Source organism: Bacillus sp. 3255, assembly GCF_031456485.1.
Lineage (GTDB): Bacteria > Bacillota > Bacilli > Paenibacillales > NBRC-103111 > Paenibacillus_E.
In genome coordinates this window covers 47514-62426 of the sequence record NZ_JAVDUS010000006.1, presented here as the reverse complement: position 1 = coordinate 62426, position 14913 = coordinate 47514, and the positions used below count along the sequence as shown (strand labels likewise).

Sequence of the window (14913 nt, the reverse complement as noted above, 5' to 3'; positions counted from 1 at the left end):
TTGCGCCGGGTTATAACGATTTAAATATCATTCCCTTTAGGCAGATAAACGATAAATGTAGTACCTGCATCATGCTGACTCGCAACGCGAATGAAACCGCCGTGGGCTCTTACAAATTGATGAACGATAGATAATCCCAGCCCCGTTCCGCCTGTATGACGCGAACGGGCCTTTTCCACGCGATAAAAACGATCGAACAGGTGAGGAAGCTCTTCCGCGGGAATTCCGATGCCGGTGTCCATTATAGAGACACATGCATAGACCGCATTCTGGTCCATGACATTATCTTCAATAACGACCGAAATCTTTCCGCCTTCCGGCGTGTAACGGATTGCATTGGTCAGTAGATTGATAAATACCTGGGTGATCCGTCTCACATCAACCATAACTATCACTGGCCTCGTGCTCGACGAGAGGCAGATTGCCAGTCCGTTCTCTTCAGCCTCCATTTTCACATCATCCACGATTTGTTCAAGTCTATCCGTTAGATCGAGCGGTTTGCGATCCAAGGTTAACCGGCCCGCTTCAGCCAATGACAAAACATGTAGATCCTCCACCAGCAGGCTCAAGCGGATCACTTCGTCATGCAGTCTAAGCAGCGTTTCAGAAGGAATGTATGGACCGGCCTGTTGGGCATTTTCCAATTTTAGCTGCATAATGGACAGCGGCGTACGAAGCTCGTGAGCAACATCAGCCACCAATCTTCTGCGGGCTTCCTCGGCTTCGTGCAGACGAAATGTCATATCATTGAACGTTCGGGCGACTTTCCCATACTCATCTTTCGTGTCTATTGGTACTTTGACGTTCAGGTCGCCCTGTGCAACCCGCTCTATGGCGGCTATAAGCTTTTTGAGCGGGAGGGTCAGCACACCCGATATCCAAAAATTGAAGAACAACCCAATTGCAACAAAAAAGAACAAGCGCACGCCGTGTGTGACATTAAGCAGTGCACTCAACCGCATATTTTCAAGGATATAAGATTTAAAGACTTCGATTTGCTCTTCGGGCGTGGCATTCAAATAATTGGCATCGATTTGTTCCCTTTTAAATTGATCGATCAAACCGCCTGTGTATACTTGCGTTGTAAGGGAGAAAGTGATGCTTACAATAAGCACGAGCAGTCCCATATAGGCAAATATTTTCATACGGACCGTCATCTTCATGAGCGTTCACCGAATCGGTAGCCGAAGCCATATACCGTTTGAATATATTGTGGACTAGCAGGATCGTCCCCCAGTTTGCGGCGAAGATTCCGGATATGGGAATCCATCGTTCTTTCGTATCCCATGTACTCATTCTCCATAGCAGCATTTAATAATTGCAAACGGCTAAAGACAATGCCGGGACGACTCGCCAGTGTGAACAGAATTTTGAATTCAGTAGGTGTTAATTGGATTTCCTGACCGTCTTTAAATACCTGGCACTTAGCTTCGGAAATAAACAAGTTGTCTCTTTCCAAGAACATCGCCCTGTCTTTGTCTTCAGGTCCGCGTAAGCGGCGAAGTAAAGCCCGAATGCGCGAAGTGAGCTCACGCAAGCTGAACGGCTTCGTCAAATAATCATCCGCGCCAATTTCCAAACCGACAATTTTATCCGATTCATCCGATCGCGCTGTGACCATAATAATGCCGCAATGTGAGGTTTGCCTGATTTCGCGGCACACGTCAATTCCGCTTATCTCCGGGAGCATCCAATCAAGAACCACGAGATCAGGCCGTTCAGACCGGGCTATGATAAGTGCCTCCCTGCCCGTACGGGCGGTCAATACCCGGAACCCTTCTCGTTGCAAATAGGTCTGAATCTCCTCCAGCATGCCCTGCTCGTCTTCAACTAGCAACAATTTCGGCTCCATTCCCATCACATCATTCCTTATAGACTTATTCTATTGACGAGAGTTATATCACTTACCGAAATTATACCGTGATTTGGTAGATTCTTAAAGAAATCCACACAAAGAGAGGAAGATCTGCATAAGTTCTCGACATTTGTTGTGTAAACTGGCTGTGAAAGGAGAGAAATCATCATGAAAGTTAAACTTGTTTCATTCGCAATTCTTTCTGTATTTCTACTAGTTGTCCCGACGATCGCCTTTGCTGAAGGGACTGGTGTTGGTTATGGCACTATCACCCCCGGGCGGCTCTTGACGATCGCGGCTGCGTTGATTGGGTTATGCAGCGCAGTTGCTGCTGGGATCACTCTCGCCCGTCCAACCGGTCGTTTGGCCACTGGAAAATGGTCGTCTGTTATGTCCATTGTGTTGAGTCTGTTTTGTGTGCTTCTCTCTGCATTTCATCTAGCCGTTACCCCTGGCGGTTTCAACACTGGCAACGGACGTGCTGGAGCGATCATAGCGATCGCGATCGGCCTAATCGGCTTGCTGCTTGCTGGTACGGCTTGGACCCGCTCTCTTCGTAACAAATAATTTGACGATTGTTCTGCCTCTCTTGAGAACGTGCTTTTTGGAGGGCGCAAGTAATGTCAGTGGAAGGAGAATAAGCGTGAAATTAAAACTTGTTTCGATCGTAATCCTTTGTGCACTTCTATTTGTGCCAACAATTGCCTCAGCTGAACAGGTCTACGGTTTTACCCCCGCACGAATCAAGATTATCGTTACGGTAGTAATGGGGTTGGGCAGTTTGGTCATCAGCTGGTGGTCCTTGGTCCGTGCCTCTGATCGTTCCGGCAAAGGGAATTGGCGAATTGGGACCATCGTGGCCGTCGTGTTGGCATTGATTGCCTATTTCATCGCTGGGCCGCACTTTAGTCACACTCCTGGCGATATTGGTTCCGGTAACGGGCGGGGCGGTGCCGCCTTCGCTGTCATACTGTCGATAATCTCGACTGTCCTCTCTGGAATGGCTTGGTACAGTTCCCGCCGTACCCGCTGAACCGATGTATATCATAAATAAAAAAGCAAGCGGCCACAGCCCCGCTCGACTCGGACTTCGGCCGTGAGGCTTGGACCCAGGCGTGCGACGGTACGATCCTGAAGCCCGAGCTGCCATGGGAGGGCGAGTGTATCGAAGCCGCCGCCATGTGCAAGCGGGAAGGCAAGCTGATCATGTTCTATGCCGGGGCCTATAATAATTGGCCCCAGCAGATCGGATGCGCCGTAAGCGATGACGGTATCCGTTGGGAGAGGTTGTTTGGGACGGGTATATCCCTCAGCTTAGAAGGTAATGCGTGATTGCAGAAAGATCGTCCGGTATTTTTCCGGACGATCTTTTCTAGTCATCTTTTCTGCTTCCTAAGAACCACTTATCCGCCAAATTCACTCCTTTTTGATATTCAACTGTCGTGTCGCGCTAGCTTAACCCAAAATCCTCATTCCACAGTCTAATTACTTCTTTTAATTCTAAATTTTCAAAGCTTAATTTATAAATATCTGGTTTCTTTAATTGATTTAAAAAATCCAAACCATAACTTGAATCAAAATAATTCATCATCAAAGTCATGACAAGTCCATGTGTTCCAATAGCTATCTTTTTCCCAGAGTGTTCTTTCAATATGTTTATTATCACTGAAATCGATCTATTCTGGCAATCAGAATTAGACTCCCCTCCCGGTAAAGAATAATCAAACTCATAAAATTTCTCTCTAATAACTGACATTAACTCACCATTTTCAATCATTTCACCTGCAAAATCCCTTTCCCTGAGATCTTCAAACGTTTTGATGTCTAATTCTAAGTGCTGTGCCAGTCCCTCAATACTCAGGATTGCTCGGTTATAAGGGCTAGATATAATAACATCTATTCCTTCTTCTTTAAGAATTTCTGTAACTTTTTCAACATCGCCTTCGCCCTTAGTGGTAAGTCCTCTTGTTCTTTCGGTTCCTTCAGTGTATGGTGATTCGGCATGCCTAACCATATAGAGGGTGGTCTTCATATAATCCTCCTTGAAATGCTAACTTACGTGTTTCAACTTATTGAACCACATTTTGGTTTTTTATAGTAAGAAAGTTAAGTAAAATTTTCTTTTCGTGAGGAGACCCCCACTAAACATAAATCCGGGGTTCGTTGCCAGCCAGAAACTTATACCACCGCTGCCGGAACCTAACCTGCGGACCATCAGCCGGCACATGCGCCTCCATGCGTAACGCCTCCGGGATTGGCCGAGGATGCTGACTTTCGACAATGTCTCGGTCTTCCTCAAGAACCCTAGAGCTGTATTTGGAAAATAAATAGTTCATCCCCGGCACGAACGTTGCAAAATTACGGCCTGCATACCCGTATATGGCGGTTATTTCCTCTTCAATTGGGGTGAACGTGACGTAATTGATGAATTTATTTTTTGCTTCCTGGATCGGGGTCAGAATCCATTGCTGGGGGAAGCGATATTTCAACTGAGCCCCTCCATTGCTGACAAGGATGTCGTCCCCTTCAGTTTCGAACGAAATACGGATTTCCACGGAAGAGTTTTTGCCAATCGTCTTGCGGTGAACGATGGGAACATGGGCTACGTCGATGACGCTTTCGATCACTCTCGTCAAATGCGCATTCCATTTAGCGTCGTATGCGGCCCATTTAAACGTGGGGTCATTCAGTTCGGCGAACAACTGGGGCTCCAACAGCAGCTCCTGAGACTTATCCCCTTTTGCTTGCGGGTACACCCATAGCAGTCCTGCCCGTTCTATGGCGGGGTATACAACCGTATGGGCGAATTCCGGAATCGCCCGCTCCGGGTGAGCCGGAATATCGATACAACGCCCGTCGGCATCGAATGTCCAAGCGTGGTAAGCACACCTCAACTGCCCTCCGCGACAGGATCCAAGGGATAAATCCGCCCCTCGGTGCGGGCAATAGGCATGTATCGCTTGCAATGCTCCAGCACTGTCTCGATACAACACGACATCCTTACCTAGAAGCCTACGCTTTATCGGCTTCGAACTCAGCTCCTTCGACCAACCGACAGCATACCAAGCTAGAGGAAACACGCGCTGATCACTTTCTTTAATTTCCCGATACAATATCGTATCAGACATGAGATTGTAGCCCTCCTATGTGTTAGCATACCATCAGTTCTACTTTATAGGCAGTTGGAGCATCATTTCGGGCATCTTCATTTAAGCATTAAGCTTATAGATGGTCCAAGCAAAAAGAGTGGCAAAGCAAGACCAAAGTAAATACGGAACCAGCAGCCAAGCTGCAAATTTAGAATAAGGAACACTCCAAAAATAAGTTCGTCCATTTGATTATTATTATTAAGTTACAACCAAAGGTATTACTATTCGGCCCATCCTAACATTCCTAAAACTCTTTCGTTCAATCCATTGTCAACTAAGGTTCAGTCCTCCAGCTAGACTTCCTGGCAGCAGATAATGTGTTTTCATTAATGTTAATGAACATTTCAGTAGGACAATCTTTAGCTTTACATTATTGATTTAGTTTACAATTAAGCCCCATAGAATTTTAATCCACAATCGTGATACTTGAGGAGATTAAGTCAATGACCTCCTGAATACTCAGCAATATTTCCTTCTGTTCGTCCATGTCCTTCAAACAAAGTTTCCCAAGTTTTTCTTCATTTTCACCTATCAGAATCACATATCGAATCCCCTTAGAAGAGGCTGCTGCAAGTGATTTTCTTAACTTTCTTCCACTTGTGTCTATACTTGTACGCAAACCATTTGCTCGCAATTTAGCAGCTGTTTTAAGCACTTCTGGAACCGTTTCCCCAATAGGAATTACTAAGACTAAAGGGACTGGTAGTTGAACTGGGCGATTCTTAAGCATCTCCATGATTGATTCCATTCCAAAAGAAATGCCTACTGTTGGATATTGAATATCGTCCCTACCGATTAACTGTCCAATAATGGCATCATAACGGCCACCACCGCCTAAGCTTGAAGTAAAAGAGCCAGAAGCGTCGAAGATCTCATAAACAGTTCCTGTATAAAAAGATAATCCACGAGATAGATAGGGATCAAACTTGCATATTTGCTCTAACCCCAAATTCTGGATGATATTCTGCAGATACTGGACTTCTAGTGACCCGGGGGTTTCTTGGATTCCATATTTATATGACACCATCTCAAAAGTTGGATTGCCTAATTCCATTAATCCTTTTATTGCATTGATTACTTGGGAATCTAAACCTTTGCTAACAAGCTCATTTATTACCCCGACATTCCCAACTTTTTCAATTTTATCGAGTGTCAACATAACAGATTGCTTTTCACTGGAAGGGACACCAATTGATTCAAGAACTTCACTCAAAAAACGTCTATTGTTCCACTTGAGAGTAATCGGTATCTCCAACCTTTTGAAAACCTCAACTGCTAACTGCATTAACTCAGCTTCTGCCTCAGGTCCTGCAATTCCAACTACATCAACATCACACTGCAAAAATTCACGTAAACGACCTCTCTTAACAGGTCCATCTCGAAATACCTTACCAATTTCGTACCTCTTATAAGGAAGCTCAATACCTGGATTTAATGCGATCACTTTTGCAAAAGGAATAGTGAGGTCATATCGAAGTCCAAGATTTCGCATACCTTGATCTGTTATTTGGTACATTTCCTTTAGTATTTCATCGCCGCCTGAATACTTCGATGCCAAAAGATCGAGCTCGTTTAGTATAGTGGAATCCATCCCATCAAAATCATACAGTTCAAACACTTCTTGAAGTGTGGATTGAACTTTTTTTCTAAGCGATTGTTCCTTTCCAAAAAAATCATAGGTACCTTTTACATTTTGCACAAGAATCAATCCTTTCAATTTTTTGATAAAATAAAAAACGCGCAGGACCTCATGGTCCTGCGCGCTCGATATGCCGCAGGGAGGCCAACGCGAAAAGCGTTAGCCCACCCTGGATTTTTTACAGGTGTGCTAACGCCTTTTGTGATGATGAAGTTGATTCAACATGATTCTTTTCATGAGGCTCAATCTCCTTTGACACTTGAATACAACGATTATAACGGATCACACCAACCCATGCAAGATTGATTCGGTGTGTCTGTCGCGGCCAGCTGGCTGTCCCTTGTTTTTGCATTATCGTTCCTCGCTAGCGGAGCAAAGAGGCAGACGCCGTGTCGGCACTGCCTCTTCAATATATTTCATTAATTGTTCGCGCGGGCTGCGCGCATGGCCGCGGTTTCCTCTTCGTTCGGTCCGTAGATGCCCGGAGCCGCAAGTCCCGCTTGACGCATCAGAATCGTCATCTGACCACGGTGATGGATTTGATGGCGGATCAATATTTGCAGCACACCGCCGTATGTCGTCTCGATAAAGCCGAACAGGACCAACTTCTCCAGCAGCTTGGCGTCCGTCCATTGCTCCTTCAACGCCGACGAGACTATGTCATAAACCTTGCGATAAGTCTTGGTGATTTCGGCTGCGGAAGCTGGCTGCTTCGAAAGGTCCGGACCTTCCATCTGCAGACTTGCCGCTCTCAGAAAAGCGCCGTAGCTGCCCACCAGATGCCAGGCCAGTTCGCCTAACGTCCGTGGCTGAGCCTCCGAAACGGCTTGCATCAGCGAATCGTCCGTCAGCTTGTCCAATACTTTCAATGTCAGCTCTGCCTCTTGCCTACTATCTTCTAGAAATGCATTTACGCTCGTGTACATCATCATCTCTCCTCATAGAGTTGGATTAAAATACGCTGCCGACGACAACCTTCATAGCTCGCCTTGAGGAAACGCATCTACCTGCAATCGATATGCATTGCAAGGTGGTCTCAGGAAATATCTTACATCACAACAGATACAAACGCCATTAAAAATTCATCGCCGATATATGCTTCGTCCTCTCCCCCTGTTCGTCTGATTGCTTAAAGTTGATACAAGAGCGTCTTCTCCTTGATGGTGCGGGTTTCTAACTGAATTTAACGGCAAGTTTTTAAGGCCACTCCTTGCGGAATGGCCCTTACTTTCATACAGTGAACGATCTTTTCCATAAAACAGTTGAGTCTAATCTCTCGAATCAAAATAGTGAATCGGACGGATCTCAATCCCCCATCCAAATTGCTCGCCCGAAGTCACTTGCACGGCTGGGTGTAAGGAAGCAATCTGAATCGCTTCCTCTATGTCCCGTGCTTCTATGAGAAAAGCACTGCCAATCATCTCCTTCGTTTCGATAAAGGGACCGTCCATAACCATCACTTTCCCATTCGCCCGCCGCAAGCATTTCGCTTCGGGTGCGAGACCTGCATCGATAATCACTTGCCCGCTCTTGTATAAATTCTTCAGGTGGGGCGGACATTCGTTCATTATAGCGTCAATCTCATCCTTTGGTCGGGCATCCATTTTATCTGAATCCAAGTAACCCAAACACAGAAATTTCATTTTCATTTCTCCTCTATCGTGAGTTTGGAGCATTCATTCTCGCTTCTATTTAATCGACGAACTGTATACAAGTAAATCGACATACCCTTAAAAGTATTTTATAAAAATCATCGAAGGCTTCTTTATCTTTACATAGATTGATCTGTGCAATGGCACGCAAATTGGAACATCCGAAATAGAACATGTCTTGCCGATCAGAAATGCATTTTCGAAATAACCATCAATTTTTACTATCAAATTTATCACCGCTAGTTTAATGAGTTATTTGTTTTTTAACAAAGCAGTTAAGTCAATTTCTTTCCCAGAATCTGCAGAGGTAGAATTCTTAGCTTTTCCATATTCAAAATGTTACGGCGATCTGCTCCTTGGTAATTATGCTAACGTTTCCCGATAGATTAACAATAACTACTCTTCACTAGACTTTTTGTTTTGTCTATACCGCACTATCGCCAGTGGTAAATTTGCCACTCCAAGGATGAAACAAGATACAATAGGTATTAACTGAGGTATAGTGGGATAATTCGGTTTTCCATCTCCTACAGGTCCTATTTTTGGTTGATGGGCATCCCACAAACCATATAAAAGCCCTACCACGGGTATCAAAATACAAATTACACTGGTAATCATGTGAAACACATACTTGTTCAATTATTCCCCCTCCATCCGATGTCGCTTGAGTACATCTCCTAATCTATACGTTTCCTCAAATAGGGAGTTACGTTAATCTGCCCGTTACTTCAATGAAACAAGGGACAGCTACCTGTCGCGGCGATCTGTCCCTTGTTTTTGCACTATCGTTCTCCGTTTCTTCAATGAATCCCGAACATTGTTTCCTAATTTTTCTCTAATATAACAAGTGAATAAACTGTTGCACCCATCTCACCACCTGACATAGCACTCTGAGATACAACCTTCCATCCCTCTTGTAAAAGCTGATTTAAATCACTTAAGTTATTCTTTTTATCGTTATAATAATGAACTACAATTGCCTTTTGCATGAATACACCTCCAGAACACCATCGTACCATACATATTATTCCATCAACCTGCCCGTTAGCATGGAAACGGCAGCCGATCGTAGCTCTGATTCCTTGGAATGCCTCGACGATTTGGCAATGGCGTGGAAGAAAGATGGCTTCATTTACATCCCCTCACCACCGGCTTTTATGTATTCGTAAGTTTCACTTCATCCAAAGCTCTCTGCGCCAATCCGTTAACCACGATGTCGTCCATCGGCGGATTATGCAGTCCTGCCCGCACGTCGCGGTACATCCGCTCCAATGGTAAACTGCGTGACAAACTCGCAGCACCGACGATACGCATCGCTGTATCTACAATCGAGATAGCTTGATTCGTGGCCACATGTTTGGCCAAGCCCAGCTCCGGCTTTAGCGCTTTGCGCTGCTTAGGTTCCCGGTCCCAGCGATCGGCAACCGAGTAAAGCACCATGCGAGCCGTTACAAGCGCGATTTCCATTTCGCCAATTTGACGCCGAATATTCGGTAATTCAGCTATCGGTGTGGTCAAGCTGTTCGGTCGATACTGCTGCGCGAAGTTAATCGCAAAGCTTCTAGCCGCATGTGCAATCCCGATATAACAAGCGGGAATATGCAATAGCCAGCCACCGTCGTCCGGTCTGCGCTCCTCGCGTGGTGCTCCCGAACGATGAACAAGCTGATCGTCTGGCACGAATACGTCTTCAAGCACCACATCGTGGCTCCCCGTAGCGCGCATACCAAGTGTGTTCCATGTTTCTTCTACACGTACGCCAGATCCGTAACGCACAAAAAACTCCCCGGTTTCCTCCGTGCCCTCAATCGCCGCCGAAACAGTAAAACATGTGAGTATCGGACTCAGCGTACTGTAGGTTTTGCGTCCACTCAGCAGCCATCCGCCCTCGGTGGCAACAGCCTTCGTTTCCGGTCTTCCCCCTCGACTCGGACTCCCTGTTGCCCGTTCCGTCGCCAAATGATTAATTAATGCACCTGTTTCTACCGATTCTCGGCAAAAACGTGCGTACAACGTTTCCGGCCAAGCATTCGTAAAGCGTAGCTGATGCAGCAAACCAACGTGCCAGCCCACCGCAAGCGTTGTTGAACCATCGCCTCGCGCGAGTCGTTCCTGGGCAAGTACCAATTCGTACAGCGACGCTTCCTCTCCGCCGTAAGCTCGCGGCACTGTCAACTGCAAGTAGCCTGCTTCACGAAGATCCGCGAAATTGGCGAACGGAAAGCTTCCCTCTGCATCATGATGTGCCGAACGACTCGCGAAGCGAGCGGCTAATCGATCAGAACGTTGCGCAATTTCCGCCTCTCGTTCATTACGAATATATATATCAGTTCCTATGCTTCCAGTCATTTCTCTCTCTCCTCTGCTTGTAAATTAAGTCCCTTAATTTCGACTTTTGAGATCAAAGGTATTTTATTGAAATCCTCAAACGTCTTTATCTCGTAAGTTATCTTCAAATATTTCGCATCCTATGAGTTCTTGTTCTGTGAAATTCTGTCTTCTAGCGGTAGTTGTTCTCCATAATTTTAACACAGATATTGATTGATATTATTGAAGAAATCTGCCCGCTAACGTAACGAAGCTGCCGATAGTGCCGGCAGCTTCAACTATAGTTCCCAGTTAGCTAAACATTCAATTTTTCGAGAAAGGAAAGCACGCTATCTTTCGTAGTTTCTTCCAGAATGGTTTTCCTATATGCATTGTTGTTTGGAACCACTAGATAGTTTTAAGTATTCATGCTTCAAAATACTCATCATTATACGATCGACATATTGACCATTTTTATAGACTTCGTCTCTTAGTATGCCATCCTTATTGAAACCAGCCTTTTCATAACTCCGAATAGCACCAGGATTATCAGCATCTACCGTCAAATACACTTTATGAAGGTTTAAACGCTCGAATGCAAAATCCAGGACAACACCTGTCACTTCTGTAGCATAACCTTGCCCCCATACCATTTTGTCCCCAATCCAAATACCAAATTCAGCATGCTTGGACCAAGGGTGGATATTAAACAATTGGGTATTGCCAATCGGGATGCCGTCTTCTTTTATTATGGTAAAATAGACAGATGATAGATCTGTTTGCGCGTACTTCCGTGTACGTTCTCTGACCACTTCCGGTGTTAGGGGCATACCACTTCCTGATGGTAACGTTCGGTTAACTACAGGATCGGACAGCCATTCATATCGCTTTTCCCAATCTTCTTCAACAACACGCCTTAATGTTACTCGTTGTCCGTATAGCATATTTCCCCTCCGTGTACCTAGATTGGTACTTATTTTGTATACAGTAAATCCATATGTAGGGTATTCGCGAAAGCTTTTTGACTATCCTGCCCGTTAGCGGGGAAAAGGCCGCCGGTTCATATTGGCTGCCTGGTTCTAGTCAGTATTAAGCTATAGTTCCCTGTTAGCTTAACTTATTCCGCCGAATGGGAAGTGAAACTCTATCTGTTCAAGATCTTCTTTTTCTAACTCCCAGTTCAATGCATTTAGATTATCTATAATATGTTCCTTATTCGACGCTTTGGGGATTGAAACTAATCCTTCCTGCCTTAACACCCAATTTAATGCTACTTGATGAGCAGTCTTATTGTATTTTACCCCTATTGAATCTAATACGTTTCTTTCCTGTGATCCGACCCTAGGGAAACCCTTCATACCAAATACACCTGGTGCATATCCAAATGGTGAATATCCCATAATCGTAAGCCCATTCTCCTTAGCAAAGGGCAAAACGTCACTCTCAATACTTCTATCATTCAAATGGTATCCAACTTGATTACAAACCAATGGTACTTTACCTAAATGGAATTGGGCCCGTTCCATTAAATTAATTGAGAAATTGCTCACCCCAACATATTTAACAAACCCCTTGTTCACTAGTTCAACCATTGCCCCCATTGTTTCTGAAACATCGTACTGATCACTCGGCCAGTGCTGTAAATACATATCGATATGACTTGTCTTTAAACGATCCAGACTTGCCTCAGCAGCGTTTAGAACACCTTTGTAGGAACAATTCCTAGCAGAAACCTTCGTCACAAGGAAGACTTCTTTTCTTATGTCTTGTATTGCCTTGCCTACAACTTTTTCTGCTCCGCCATTAGCATATTCTTCAGCAGTATCAATTAACTTTAGCCCATTTGCTATTCCGAAACGTAAGGCTTCAATTTCTTCTAACTCCCGATCTTTATCCTCACCAAATTTCCAGGTACCTTGGCCTATAACAGGAATACTTATCCCCGTTTTGCCCAGTTCACGAAATAGCATAACAATCCCCCTTAGAACGCTATTATTCAACTATAGTATAACATTCTTATTAGCGAGAAGGCTGCCACTCTATGTTCTAGCGGCAGCCTTGTTAGAAGTCTATGTAACTATCGTGTCCCGTTAGTTCAATAACGCTGAGAAGAATGTTGTTTATTTGAGATATTCGGAAGCTATGGTGGAAAAGGCTACGAAACTCCGTTTCTCCTACTTTTCAATCAAAATGGAAATATCCAGATGAATTTCTTCTATGCATTTATGAGGCAAACTCCTTCTTTGTTTTCGCTTCCCTTGCTAAAATACCGCTGAAAATAAAAGATAACAACGAACCGGCAAAGCAAATAGCCGCAAAAATGCCTACTGCAGAAAAACCGTTAAAAGCCGCGTAAATCAGGCCTGCAATCCAAGAACCGAACGTTGTCGCAGCGTACATGATCGAATTTGCTAAGCTGGAGATCGTGCCGCGGATGGCTGGATTTAATGAATTCAGCAAGCCCAATATTAATGGAAAAGTGATCCCCATGTTCACGAATATGAAAAAGTAAACACTTTCGAAAGCCGTAACCGATGGCAAGTGAGGCAAAACAATAAAACATATGATTGAGACAAAAAAGCCCACAACCAGTGTATTAAAACGGTTTAGCGCTTTGATGACGTAGGCACCGCCTATGCTGCCAACTATATTCCCGAGACCAAGAAAAAACATCACGTACCCCGCTTGATCAATGGAAAGATGAAAGCGATCTGCCACCCATTTTCCAATGAACGAAAAGGCTGCAAAGAATCCGCATTGAAATAAGAAATGTGCGAGGAAAGCCCTTCTAGCAGTTCGACTATTCAATAGTGGGAGGTATCTGCTGAAAATCGAAGTCTTGGCCTTTGGATCTTGATTCGGTTTCATTTCAGGCAAAGCATAGAAGATGAATACCGCCACCAATAACGCACATATCCCGATTGTAAAAAAAGGATAAGACCAATGGGTTGAGGCAAGCAGACTCCCGATAGGGATACCGAACGCTTGGGAGGCAGCCAAGCCTGCCATGACGATTCCTGATACTTTGGCGATTTTTTGTGCTGGGAACAGAGCAGGGATCATGGCCCAAACTTGAGGCGCTGTGAATGCAGCGCTAACACCGGCTAAAAAGCGGAATAAGAACATCGACCAAAAACCTGTGGCTAAGCCGCACAACATAGTTGAAACCGAGAAACAAACCATGCCGAAAAGCATGACCTTTTTGCGGTCCCGACCATCGGAAAGCGGTCCGGCAATTAGCGCAAATAGGGCATAACCTAAAGCATAAGATCCTACCATCCAACCCGAATACTCGGTCGGAATATGAAATAAAGATTGTAGCGTGGGGATAAGCGGAGAAATCAAAAACGTATCTGTACCGATTACAAACATGATGAGGAAAAACAAGGTTGTTAATTTAAACATGATTAATCACCTTTCGCCCTTCTCATTTAGTTCTATAGTTCAAATATTATTGAACAAATGAAGAAAAAAGAAATTTCCTTCTACAACGTATCCAGAAATCCAGGTAGGTATGTTTGAAATGTCTCTAATTCGATACTCATATACTTCGCTTGAGCTTCTTTTCGTACTTTTATCAATTTCGCCTCCTTTAAAGTACGTAAGTGATACGAAGTATTCGATTTCGAAGTATCGCGAATGTCTCCTACTTCTCCACAATTCATCTCCTTCTTACTGGCGTATAAAGCTCGTATGATGTCTAATCTGGTTTCATCAGCTAATGCTTTAAATATTTTGACTCTGAGCTCGTCATGCATAGTATTTTGAGTAGTCATAAAACTATTGTACTAAGATTTCTCTACAAATCAAGTCTTTAAAAATAACTCCACCTTCTCGGAATTATCATGCAATCTTAAAAGTTAAAATCACACACAAGTCAACATCAACAACAAGTATTATTTCCCTCTTATTGAACTCTCTGCCTGCTTTCCGCGGGAATGAGATAAAGTTCTTGTCACCCGACTCCTTCGGTGAGAAGGTTGTCTTTTTTCTTTCCCTACACCTACACTATCTAAAGTGATTATCATTAAAAATAGCAGCTAAATAAGTTATTAATTTAGAATGAACTAACTCTATTTTTATCTTCTGACACGGGAAGATAGCTACCACATCAGGCTCCATTCTGGAATCATTTTCAAATCAAGAGATTGTTCGTTTTGCTTGGGCTCGGGAACCTGTCCATACACTAGATAATATGACAATAACTAGCCCTATCCTGCACGTCTGAATGAACCGCTTCACACCTTCATCTCCCCCGACAAAACTTACAACTTTGAACATTGCCATTAACATTCAGATCACCTTTCCTTC

The 14913-nt window shown here is 44.2% G+C and carries 16 protein-coding genes and 1 pseudogene; 3 read left to right on the top strand and 14 right to left on the bottom strand.

Annotated features, from left to right (window positions below):
- Nucleotides 1-20 precede the first annotated feature (20 nt).
- Both J2X61_RS10995 and J2X61_RS10990 read right to left on the bottom strand, forming a co-directional pair.
- Complete coding sequence (locus J2X61_RS10995; RefSeq protein ID WP_274470074.1) at nucleotides 21-1163, bottom strand: sensor histidine kinase; 1143 nt, start codon at nucleotides 1161-1163, stop codon at nucleotides 21-23.
- A complete protein-coding gene (locus J2X61_RS10990; RefSeq protein ID WP_274470075.1) occupies nucleotides 1160-1852 on the bottom strand; it encodes a response regulator transcription factor in 693 nt (230 codons plus the stop codon). Before J2X61_RS10990 ends, J2X61_RS10995 begins: the two co-directional genes overlap by 4 nt.
- 171 nt (nucleotides 1853-2023) lie before the next feature.
- Here J2X61_RS10990 and J2X61_RS10985 point away from each other — a divergent pair, with 171 nt between their 5' ends.
- Both J2X61_RS10985 and J2X61_RS10980 read left to right on the top strand, forming a co-directional pair.
- Nucleotides 2024-2422 carry a DUF6223 family protein gene (locus tag J2X61_RS10985; protein ID WP_274470076.1) on the top strand — a complete coding sequence of 133 codons (399 nt, stop codon included), beginning with the start codon at nucleotides 2024-2026 and terminating at the stop codon, nucleotides 2420-2422.
- A 76-nt stretch (nucleotides 2423-2498) separates the two neighbouring features.
- Nucleotides 2499-2888, top strand: coding sequence for a DUF6223 family protein (locus J2X61_RS10980; RefSeq protein ID WP_274470077.1), 390 nt, complete (start codon nucleotides 2499-2501; stop codon nucleotides 2886-2888).
- 417 nt (nucleotides 2889-3305) lie between these two features.
- On the opposite strand, the gene J2X61_RS10975 is transcribed toward J2X61_RS10980, so the two are convergent.
- The 4 genes and pseudogenes from J2X61_RS10975 to J2X61_RS10960 all read right to left on the bottom strand — a co-directional run bounded on the left by J2X61_RS10975 (nucleotide 3306) and on the right by J2X61_RS10960 (nucleotide 6703).
- A complete protein-coding gene (locus J2X61_RS10975) occupies nucleotides 3306-3887 on the bottom strand; it encodes a histidine phosphatase family protein (RefSeq protein ID WP_310187785.1) in 582 nt (193 codons plus the stop codon).
- 109 nt (nucleotides 3888-3996) lie between these two features.
- Nucleotides 3997-4983, bottom strand: a complete 987-nt coding sequence (locus J2X61_RS10970; protein WP_310187784.1) for a Rieske 2Fe-2S domain-containing protein — start codon at nucleotides 4981-4983, stop codon at nucleotides 3997-3999.
- Nucleotides 4984-5064: 81 nt separating this feature from the next.
- Nucleotides 5065-5160: pseudogene (locus tag J2X61_RS10965) on the bottom strand (tryptophan-rich sensory protein); the annotation flags it as partial.
- A 250-nt stretch (nucleotides 5161-5410) separates the two neighbouring features.
- Nucleotides 5411-6703, bottom strand: a complete 1293-nt coding sequence (locus tag J2X61_RS10960) for a histidine--tRNA ligase (RefSeq protein WP_310187783.1) — start codon at nucleotides 6701-6703, stop codon at nucleotides 5411-5413.
- On the opposite strand from J2X61_RS10960, the gene J2X61_RS10955 reads away from it, so the two are divergent.
- Nucleotides 6698-6949 carry a hypothetical protein gene (locus J2X61_RS10955; protein ID WP_310187781.1) on the top strand — a complete coding sequence of 84 codons (252 nt, stop codon included), beginning with the start codon at nucleotides 6698-6700 and terminating at the stop codon, nucleotides 6947-6949. The genes J2X61_RS10960 and J2X61_RS10955 overlap by 6 nt on opposite strands.
- 113 nt (nucleotides 6950-7062) lie before the next feature.
- On the opposite strand, the gene J2X61_RS10950 is transcribed toward J2X61_RS10955, so the two are convergent.
- The 8 genes from J2X61_RS10950 to J2X61_RS10915 all read right to left on the bottom strand — a co-directional run bounded on the left by J2X61_RS10950 (nucleotide 7063) and on the right by J2X61_RS10915 (nucleotide 14360).
- On the bottom strand, nucleotides 7063-7569 hold the full coding sequence (locus J2X61_RS10950; RefSeq protein WP_274470083.1) for a DinB family protein: 507 nt from the start codon (nucleotides 7567-7569) through the stop codon (nucleotides 7063-7065).
- Nucleotides 7570-7911: 342 nt separating this feature from the next.
- Nucleotides 7912-8286, bottom strand: coding sequence for a YciI family protein (locus tag J2X61_RS10945; RefSeq protein WP_274470084.1), 375 nt, complete (start codon nucleotides 8284-8286; stop codon nucleotides 7912-7914).
- Nucleotides 8287-9119: 833 nt separating this feature from the next.
- A complete protein-coding gene (locus J2X61_RS10940; RefSeq protein ID WP_158082244.1) occupies nucleotides 9120-9284 on the bottom strand; it encodes a hypothetical protein in 165 nt (54 codons plus the stop codon).
- 166 nt (nucleotides 9285-9450) lie between these two features.
- Nucleotides 9451-10644, bottom strand: coding sequence for an acyl-CoA dehydrogenase family protein (locus J2X61_RS10935; protein WP_274470087.1), 1194 nt, complete (start codon nucleotides 10642-10644; stop codon nucleotides 9451-9453).
- Nucleotides 10645-10985: 341 nt separating this feature from the next.
- Entirely contained in the window at nucleotides 10986-11546 is a 561-nt protein-coding gene (locus tag J2X61_RS10930; RefSeq protein WP_274470089.1) for a GNAT family N-acetyltransferase, read from the bottom strand.
- Nucleotides 11547-11714: 168 nt separating this feature from the next.
- Complete coding sequence (locus J2X61_RS10925; protein ID WP_310187778.1) at nucleotides 11715-12572, bottom strand: aldo/keto reductase; 858 nt, start codon at nucleotides 12570-12572, stop codon at nucleotides 11715-11717.
- A gap of 253 nt (nucleotides 12573-12825) precedes the next feature.
- Complete coding sequence (locus J2X61_RS10920; protein WP_310187775.1) at nucleotides 12826-14007, bottom strand: MFS transporter; 1182 nt, start codon at nucleotides 14005-14007, stop codon at nucleotides 12826-12828.
- A gap of 80 nt (nucleotides 14008-14087) precedes the next feature.
- Complete coding sequence (locus J2X61_RS10915; protein WP_396135429.1) at nucleotides 14088-14360, bottom strand: ArsR/SmtB family transcription factor; 273 nt, start codon at nucleotides 14358-14360, stop codon at nucleotides 14088-14090.
- Between the last annotated feature and the right edge of the window lie 553 nt (nucleotides 14361-14913).